The sequence below is a fragment of the Kitasatospora sp. NPDC091257 genome (assembly GCF_044757675.1).
In the GTDB taxonomy this organism is placed as follows: Bacteria; Actinomycetota; Actinomycetes; order Streptomycetales; family Streptomycetaceae; genus Kitasatospora; species Kitasatospora lactacystinica.
Map to the genome: position 1 here is coordinate 1 of NZ_JBIVVI010000265.1, position 8,563 is coordinate 8,563.

The window sequence follows — 8,563 nt, forward strand, 5'->3', positions numbered from 1 at the left end:
ACGACTTCGTCCACCGGCACCTGCAGATCTTCCTGGACGGCCTGCGCGCGCCGGCTGGGCCGGTGGACGGCCCGGGCGGCTGATCGGGTGGCAGGGGCGGCCGCACGGGCGGCGGGTGCGGTCGGCCGCGCGTCGTCGGGCGGCGGATGTCGGGAGTGAGACGGAGACGGGCGGGGGCGCTGGTGTGCCGGGTGCGGCTGCGTCAGGCGCCGGGCCTCGATGATTGCTACGGCCAGGGGCGGGCGGCGGGTTCAGTCCGTTCGGGTTCAGTCCGTTCGGGTTCGGTCCGTTCGGTTTCGGCCGGTTCGGTTTCGGCCCGTACGGATTCCGTGGCCGGACCGGCGAGCAGGACGGCCGCGGCCAGGTCCCCGTCGGGCGTCTGCTCGGCGGCCACGGCCAGCACCCGGTCGGCGTCGCCGTCCTGGAGCAGCAGTGCGGCGAGTTCGAACGCCTCGGCGGGGACACGGCCGGGTTCGGCCTCGGCCGGGCAGATCGCCACGACCGGGCCGGTCAGGCCCCAGCGCGCGGCGATGTGTCCGAGGACGGCGTTGGGGTTGGACTGGAAGAACAGCAGCGGGCCGGTCCGCTGCCCGGGTTCGGCGCTGCGCTCGATGGCCCGCGCGGTTTCGAGGTCGCCGCTCGCGCTGGCGAGCAGCAGGGCGGTCCGCCCGGGTGCGGGCGGCTCGCCGTGGTGGGCGCGCAGGCAGCGTTCGGCGGTGTCGGCGACCAGCGGATTGAAGCCGGAGGCGGAGAATCCGGGCAGTGGTGGCGGTGGCGGGGGCCCGTCCGGGCCCGGTGCGGGGTGGCGGGCCTCGGCGAGGATCCGCAGTCCGTGGGTGTGGTCGGCAGGGGTGGTCATGGCGGTGGCTGTCATCCCGGGGCCAGCAGCAGCGCGGTGTTGGCGCCGCCGAAGGCGGAGTTGAGGCTGAGGGCGTACGGGGGGCGGGCGGCGCGCGGGCCGTCCAGGACGAGGTCCAGTGCGACGTCCGGGTCCGGGCCGAGCCAGCCGGCGTTGACCGGGAGCAGTCCGGTGCCCAACGCGCCGATGGTGGCGGCGAGTTCGAGCAGCGCGGAGGCCTCCAGGGCGTGCCCGTGCACGGATTTGCTGGAGCTGACCGGCAGGCGGTCGGTGTGCGGGCCGAACACCCGCCGCAGGGCGTGGGCCTCGGCGCGGTCGGCGAGGGCGGAGCCGGTGCCGTTGGCGTTGACGTAGCCGATCTCGGCCGGGTCGACGCCCGCGCGGGTGAGCGCGGCCCCGATCGCCCGGATCGCCCCGCCGCCCTCCGGGTCCGGGCGGCAGACGTGGTGGGCGTCCCCGGCCCGGCCCCAGCCGGCCAGCCGGGCGAGGGCGGGCGCGCCGCGGCGTTCGGCGGCCGGGGCGGACTCGACCAGGACGGCCGCGGCCGCGTCGGCGAGCAGGGTGCCGGTGCGGCCGGCGCTGAACGGGCGCGCCTCGCCGTCCCGGGCCAGCGCCCGTCCGGCGTCGAAGACCGCGAAGACGCCCGGTTCGACCAGGTGTCCGGCGGCGACCAGGATCCGCTCGTGCCGTCCGGCGGCCACCAGGGCGCCCGCGTCGGCGACGGCGGTCGCGGCGGCCACGCAGGCGCCGTTGTACACCCGGGTGACGCCCGGCGCGCCCCAGTCGGCGCGGACCCCGGCGGCCACCGCGGCGGCGGTCGCGCGGGTGCGCTCGTCGCTGTGCAGCGCGAGCAGCACGGGCAGTCCGGCGCCCTCGGCGGCGGTCAGCCCGGCCTGCCCGCAGGCCTGGCCGATCGCGTCGAGCACGGCCCTGGCCAGCGGAAAGGTGCAGGCCAGCGGCACGGTGGCGGGGAACAGCGCGGCCCGGGTGGTGCGGCGGGAGCTCACATCGAAGCGGGTGACCGGGCCGAACAGGGACTTGCCGTGGGTGGCGGCCTCGGCGAGCGGGGCGAGTCCGCGCCCGGCGGCGCTGAGCACCCCGACACCGGTGACCACCGGGTGGCCGGCCGTCCGGCCCGGTGGTCCGGTGCCCGTCCCGGCGGCGATCACGGCCGTGCGCCCGCGCGGTCGGCGAGGACGGCCTCGCGCAGCAGTTCGGCGGCGTCGTCGACGGTGCGCACCGCGCCGAAACGGTCGTCGTCCAGGTCCAGTTGGAGCCCGTACCGCTGCTCGAACTCGGCGACGAGCCAGGTGAGTTCGAGCGACCCGAGGTCCTCTGGCACGGCGTCGACGGCGCGCTGCCCGAACGCCGCCAGCATGGTGAGGACCTCGGTCCGGTCCGGCAGGGCGTCGGGGAGCGGGGAGCCGGTCACGCGGCGCTGCCGGAGGCGGCGGCGAGGGCGTCGACCCGGCGGGTGACGTCGGCGGTGAACTCGTCCAGCGTCATCAGCGCGGTGGTCTCCATCTCGTCCAGGTCGAACTTGATCCCGAACTCGTCCTCGACCTGCACCGACAGGTCGGCGAGGGCGAGCGATTCGAGGTCCAGTCCGGCCGGGCCGAGGTCGGTGTCCCCGGTGACCTCGGAGACGTCGTACTGCATCTCGGCGAGTGCCGCCAGGACGAAGGCGCGGATGCGGTCCTGCATGGTGGTGGGCTCCTTGTCGGGGTGGTGGTGCGAAGGGTTCGGGGTGCGGCCGGGTGCGGCCGGCCCGGTGGCGGGCGGGGTCAGCCTGCGGCGGGCCGGCCGGCGGCCGCGCGCTCGCGCAGGGCGGCCGGGTCGCGCAGCAGCTTTCCGGTGGCGGTGCGGGGGAGCCGGTCCAGCCCGGCGAGCCGGCGCGGCCGCTTGTAGGCGGCCAGCCGGCGGGCCAGCCCGTCCTGGACGGAGGCGAGGTCGGTCCCGGGTTCGGTGGCCAGGTAGGCCTCGATCGCGCCGCCGTCGAAGACCACGACGGCCTCGCGGACCTCGGGCAGCGCGGCGAGCGTCTGCTCGACCTCGGTGAGGTCGACCTTCAGGCCGCCGATCGAGACCTGGGAGTCCAGTCGGCCGAGCACGGTGACCAGGCCGTCGGCGGTCAGCTCGGCGGCGTCCCGGGTGTGCAGCCAGCCGTCCGACCAGCGGGTCGGATCGTCCAGTCCGGGGTACGGGGAGGCCGCCGCGCCGATCTGCAACTCGCCCTTCACCAGGCGCAGTTCCATGTCGTGCACGGGTTGCTTGGCGGGGTGGAGCGTGCCGGAGAGATCGGTGGCGATCACCCCGGTCTCGGTCATGCCGTACATGGTGCCGAGCGGGACGCCGTAGCGTTCGGTGAACAGCGCGGGCAGTCCCGGGCGGACGAGCTCGCCCGCCACGACCATCCGCCGCAGCCGGGGCAGCGGCGGGGGAGCGACCGTCCCCGCCAGCAGCTCGGCGTGGAAGGGCACCCCGATCACGGTCGTCGGCCGGTCGCTCGCGGCGACCTCGGCGAGGATGCCCGCCGCCGTCATCCGCTCCGGCACGGTGAGCGCGACCCGGGCATGCAGGCTGTTGAGCAGCCCGCCGACCAGGCCGAGAACGTGCACCACCGAGGAGAGCAGGACGACCCGCTCGCCCTCGCCGGGGAACTCCACCAGCCTTCGGTAACAGTCGAGTTCGCGTAGTAGATCGGCCGCCGTGCGGGCGATGACCTTGGCCGGACCGGTGGATCCGGAGCTGAGCTGGATCAACGCGTGCCCGGTGCGGGCCGGGCGTCCGTCCGTCAACGGGACGGCCACCGGCTCGACTTCGGAGAAGCCGCGCAGGGCCGCCGCGGACCGATGGGCGGAGCCTACCAGCACCTGCGGGGCCAGCCGCGCCACCGCCGCGTCGATCTCGTGGTCGGTCAACCGGTGGTCGAGCAGTGCGACTTGGGCGCCGAGACGCCAGCATGCCAGCAGCACCGCGACGAACGCCACCGAGGGCGGCAGTCGCAGCGCCGCCGTCCCGCCGGGGCCGAGTCCGGCGGCCGCCAGTCGGTCGGACTGATCCTCGACCAGGGCGCGCAGGGCGTCCCGGTCGAGCGGTGCGCCGAGGCGCAGGCACTCCTCGGTGCCGGGGCCGGCCAGCAGCAGCCGGTCGACCCAGGAGTCCGGGGCGTCGGAGTGCGGCAGGAAGGCAGCCGGAAGTACGGAGGGGGAAAAGCCGGTCAACGCGGCTCCACACAAGTGAGGGGATTTGACATGAACGCCGTTAACAAGTCAGAACGGCCAATTCCGTGGCCAGACCATGGCACAGACGTTTGGTCAAATCAAGGTCTATACCAATGTGGTCGTTGCTCCTACGCTGCCCAACCAGGACCGGCCCGCGCGTGGCCGTCCTGGAACGAGGAATGCCCGTGAGAGTTCTCACGTCGGCCGGGATCGAGCGCGCGGCGCGCGACCGACTCCCAACGGAAATCTGGGATTTCATCGAAGGCGGCAGCGATGCGGAACGCACCCTGGCGGCCAACCGGGAGATGTTCGGACGCCATGCGCTGCGTCCGCGCACGCTGGTCGACGTCTCCGCCTGCGACCCGACACTGACCCTGCTCGGCGCACCGCTGCGCCTCCCGCTCGGGATCGCCCCGATGGCCTACCACCGGCTGGTCGACCCGGAGGGCGAGACCGCCACCGCGCGCGCCGCCGGCCGGGCCGGAGCCCTGCTGGTCGCCGCGATGTTCGCCAGCCGCACCCTGGAGGAGATCGCCGCGGCCGCCACCGGCCCGCTCTGGCTCCAGCTGTACTGGCTGCGCGAACGCGCCGCCCTCGCCGCCCTGGTGGAGCGCGCCGAGGCGGCCGGCTACCGCGCACTGGTGCTGACCGTGGACGCCCCCAGGATCGGCCGTCGGCTGCGCGACCTGCGCAACGGCTTCGCCGTCCCGCCCACCGTCCGGGCGGTCAACCTGGACCGGTCCCTGATGTCCGCCAGTCACCGCGCCGCCGGCGGCAGTTCGGGCATCGCCGAGCACGCCCGTGAGCAGTTCGACCCCACCCTGAGCTGGACCGATCTGGCCTGGCTGCGCGAACGCACCCGGCTGCCGCTGGTCCTCAAGGGCGTCCTCACCGCCGAGGACGCCCGGCTGGCCGTCGAGCACGGCGTCGACGCCCTCCTGGTCTCCAACCACGGCGGACGCCAACTCGACGGGGCGATACCGGCCCTGGCGGCACTCCCGGACGTGGTCGAGGCGGTGCCCGCCGACCTACCCGTGCTGTTCGACGGCGGCGTGCGCAGCGGCACCGACCTCGCGATCGCCCTCGCCCTCGGCGCCCGCGCCGTGCTGATCGGCCGCCCCGCGCTCTGGGGCCTGGCCGCCGACGGCGAGGCCGGGGTGCACCGGGTGCTCGACCTGCTGCGCGAGGAACTGGAGCACACCATGGCCCTGTTGGGCCGCCCCCGGCTCGCCGACCTGGACCGCACGGTCCTCGCCCCCTGGCCCTGCCCGGCCGGCTGACGCCGCACCCGCGCGGTCGTTCATCCGCTTCGCACCCGCGCGGCCCTTGAACCGCGCCGCCCCCGAACCGCGTTCTTCCCACCAGGAGGTCCGACACATGACCGAGCAGAGCGAGCGATTCCCGGGCTGGGACTGGGACGACCCGGACGGGCTGGCCCCCCGACTGGACGCCTTCAGCGAACAGGTCGCCACCTGCGAGAAGCTCGAAGCGCATCCGGGCGGGCTGCCGCGCGACCACGCGGGCCTGCGCGAACTCGGCATCACCGGCATCGAGTTCGCCGCCTTCCGGACCGCCCACCCCCAGGGGCTCGGCACCGACCTCGCCACCCTGCGCAGCCCCGACACCGCCACCGAGCCCGGCACCCTCTACCGGGTCGACGGCGACCGCTGGTTCACCCGGCTCGACATCGCCGAACCGCTGCCCTTCGCGGACGCCAGCGTCGACTGGGTGTACGCCGAGCACCTGATCGAGCACGTCACCATGCCCGTCGCCGTCGGCTGGCTGCGCGAGGCCCGCCGGGTGCTGCGCCCCGGCGGCGTCCTGCGCCTGACCACCCCCGACCTCGCCCGCTACCTGGTCGGCTACGCCACCGGCGACGGCTTCCTCGCCAAGCACCGGCGCCGGCTGACCACTCTCGGCTTCGGCCCGCCGATGCCCGCGCGTCCGGCCTTCCTGGTGAACCAGATCTTCCGGCACTTCGGGCACCAGTGGATCTACGACCTGGACGAACTGCGGCATGTCCTCACCCGGGCCGGCTTCGACCCCGGGAGGATTCGCCCGTGCGCCTACCGGCAGGGCACCCGGCCGGACGTCGCCGACCTCGACACGGCCTTCCGCACCGACGAGACCGTCTACGTCGAGGCAGACCGCTGAGCCCTCCGCACCGAATGGATCCGCCCATGCCCCTGCACCCCCAGGCCGAAGCGCTGCGCACCAGGCGCGCCGGCAGCGGTGCCCCGCCGCTCTACACCCTCAGCCTCGCCGAGGCCCGTGCCGCCGACCTCGCGGACATCCGCGCGGCGGCCGGCACACCCGAACCGGTCGCCGCCGTCGAGGAGTACCGCATCCCCGGTCCCGGCGGCGAACTCGCGCTGCGGCTCTACCGCCCCGAGCCGCCCGGCCGCCGGCTGCCCACCCTGCTCTACCTGTTCGGCGGCGGCTGGACGCTCGGCTCGCCCGACACCAGCGACGCGATCTGCCGCCGGCTCACCAACGCCGTCGGCTGCGTCACCGCCTCCGTCGGCTACCGGCTCGCCCCCGAACACCCCTTTCCCGCGGCGCTGCACGACTGCCGCGCCGCACTGCTGCAACTCGTCGAAAGGGCGGCGGAGTTCGGCATCGACCCGGACCGGATCGCGGTCGGTGGGGACAGCGCCGGCGGCAACCTCACCGCCGCGCTCACCCTGCTGCTGCGCGCCGAGGGCGGCCCCGCCCTGCGCCACCAACTGCTGGTCTACCCCAACACCGACCACGGCGCCGACACCCCCTCGCTGCGCGCCCACGACGACCCGGCACTGTTCAACCGCCGCTCGGTGGCCTGGTACTGGGGCCACTACCTGGCCGACGAGGGCGACGGCGCCAGCCCGTACGCCTCCCCGCTGCGCGCCGCCACCCTGGCCGGCCTGCCGCCCGCGACCGTCCTGACGGCCGAGTACGACCCGCTGCGGGACGAGGGCGAGCAGTACGCCGAGGCGCTGCGCGCCGCCGGGGTCCCGGTGGACCTGCGCCGCTACCAGGGCATGCCGCACGGCTTCTTCGCCATGACCGGCACCCTGGACGCCGCCGCCGAGGCCCAGGACTTCGCGGCCGAGCGCCTCCGGGAGGCGCTGCGATGACGATCCCGTTGAGCGACCTGCACGCCTCCCTGGCCGATCCGCTGCTGGACGCGATGACCTTCCTCAACGAGGTCACCACCCGCTACCCGGAGGCGGTCTCCTTCGCCCCCGGCCGCCCCTACGAGGGCTTCTTCGAGCCCCAGGACGTCCCGGCGTACCTGGAGACCTACCTCGCCCACCTGGCCGACCGCGGCCTGGACCGGGACGCGGTGCGCACCGCGCTGTTCCAGTACGGTCCGACCAAGGGCATCATCAACGAGCTGATCGCCCGCACGCTGGCCCACGACGAGGGCCTGACCGTCGACCCCGCGGCCGTGGTGGTCACGGTCGGCGCCCAGGAGGGCATGCTGCTGACGCTGCGCGCCCTGTGCGCCGGCCCGGACGACGTCCTGCTGGTCAGTTCGCCCTGCTACGTCGGCGTCACCGGCGCCGCCCGGCTGCTCGACCTGACCGTCCGCCCCGTCCCCGAGGGCCCGGACGGCGGCCCCGACCCGGCGGCGCTCCGGGAGGCCGCCCGCGCGGTGCGGGCCGAGGGACGCCGTCCGCGCGCCTTCTACGTCGTCCCGGACTTCGCCAACCCCTCCGGCACCAGCATGCCGGTCCCGGCCCGCGCCGGGCTGCTGGAGGCGGCGGCCGAGGAGGGCGTGCTCGTCGTCGAGGACAACCCGTACGGCTTCTTCTCCCGCACCCCGGGGCTGCGGCCCACCCTCAAGGCGCTGGACCGCCGCCGCCAGGTCGTCCACCTGGGCTCCTTCGCCAAGACCTGCTTCCCCGGGGCCCGCCTCGGCTACGTGGTCGCCGACCAGGAGGTGACCGGCCCCGACGGCCGGCGCAGCCTCCTCGCGGACGAGCTGGCCAAGCTGAAGAGCATGACGACGGTCAACACCCCGGCGCTCAGCCAGGCCGTCATCGGCGGCATGCTGCTGACCCACGACTGCCGCCTGCGGGCCGCCAACGCCCGTGCCACGGCCCACTACGCGGCCGGCCTGGACACCCTGCTGCGGGAGCTGGACCGGCACTTCCCGGCCTCCGTGCGGAACCGGCTGGGCATCTCCTGGACCCGGCCGGACGGCGGCTTCTTCGCGGTGCTGACGGTGCCGTTCGTCGCCGACGAGGCCGCCATGGAGCGCTGCGCCCGCGAGCACGGGGTGCTCTGGACACCGATGGCGCCGTTCTACCCGGCGGGCGGTGGCGAGCAGCGGCTGCGGCTGTCCGTCAGCTCGCTGACGCAGGCACAGATCATCGACGGCGTGGCCAGGCTGGCGGCCTTCGTGACGGCCTTCGTGGCGGACTGAGAGCCCGCGCGGACCGGCGGGGGCGCGGAACGACGAACGAGGGAGGGGCCCGGCTCACCACGAGCCGGG

The 8,563-nt window shown here is 75.1% G+C and carries 9 protein-coding genes; 4 read left to right on the forward strand and 5 right to left on the reverse strand.

Annotation, left to right across the window (positions count from 1 at the left end):
• Window positions 1-226: 226 nt before the first annotated feature.
• The 5 genes from ACIQOV_RS14990 to ACIQOV_RS15010 form a co-directional block, all read right to left on the reverse strand.
• Entirely contained in the window at window positions 227-859 is a 633-nt protein-coding gene (locus ACIQOV_RS14990; RefSeq protein WP_401048683.1) for a hypothetical protein, read from the reverse strand.
• 11 nt (window positions 860-870) lie between these two features.
• Window positions 871-2,028: a beta-ketoacyl synthase N-terminal-like domain-containing protein gene (locus ACIQOV_RS14995; RefSeq protein WP_401048685.1), complete on the reverse strand. Its 1,158-nt coding sequence runs from the start codon at window positions 2,026-2,028 to the stop codon at window positions 871-873.
• A complete protein-coding gene (locus ACIQOV_RS15000) occupies window positions 2,025-2,291 on the reverse strand; it encodes an acyl carrier protein (RefSeq protein WP_401048687.1) in 267 nt (88 codons plus the stop codon). The genes ACIQOV_RS14995 and ACIQOV_RS15000 overlap by 4 nt, the downstream gene beginning before the upstream one ends.
• Entirely contained in the window at window positions 2,288-2,563 is a 276-nt protein-coding gene (locus tag ACIQOV_RS15005; RefSeq protein WP_380553714.1) for a phosphopantetheine-binding protein, read from the reverse strand. Before ACIQOV_RS15005 ends, ACIQOV_RS15000 begins: the two co-directional genes overlap by 4 nt.
• Before the next feature lie 80 nt (window positions 2,564-2,643).
• Window positions 2,644-4,083, reverse strand: coding sequence for a class I adenylate-forming enzyme family protein (locus ACIQOV_RS15010; protein ID WP_401048689.1), 1,440 nt, complete (start codon window positions 4,081-4,083; stop codon window positions 2,644-2,646).
• A gap of 179 nt (window positions 4,084-4,262) precedes the next feature.
• Between ACIQOV_RS15010 and ACIQOV_RS15015 the strand changes: the two genes are divergently transcribed.
• From ACIQOV_RS15015 to ACIQOV_RS15030, 4 genes are all read left to right on the forward strand, one after another.
• Window positions 4,263-5,363 (forward strand): alpha-hydroxy acid oxidase, encoded by a 1,101-nt coding sequence (locus ACIQOV_RS15015; RefSeq protein WP_401048691.1) that lies wholly within the window; start codon window positions 4,263-4,265, stop codon window positions 5,361-5,363.
• A gap of 97 nt (window positions 5,364-5,460) precedes the next feature.
• On the forward strand, window positions 5,461-6,237 hold the full coding sequence (locus tag ACIQOV_RS15020; protein WP_401048692.1) for a class I SAM-dependent methyltransferase: 777 nt from the start codon (window positions 5,461-5,463) through the stop codon (window positions 6,235-6,237).
• A gap of 26 nt (window positions 6,238-6,263) precedes the next feature.
• Window positions 6,264-7,199, forward strand: coding sequence for an alpha/beta hydrolase (locus ACIQOV_RS15025; RefSeq protein ID WP_401048693.1), 936 nt, complete (start codon window positions 6,264-6,266; stop codon window positions 7,197-7,199).
• On the forward strand, window positions 7,196-8,494 hold the full coding sequence (locus ACIQOV_RS15030; protein ID WP_401048695.1) for a PLP-dependent aminotransferase family protein: 1,299 nt from the start codon (window positions 7,196-7,198) through the stop codon (window positions 8,492-8,494). The genes ACIQOV_RS15025 and ACIQOV_RS15030 overlap by 4 nt, the downstream gene beginning before the upstream one ends.
• The last annotated feature ends 69 nt before the right edge of the window (window positions 8,495-8,563 follow it).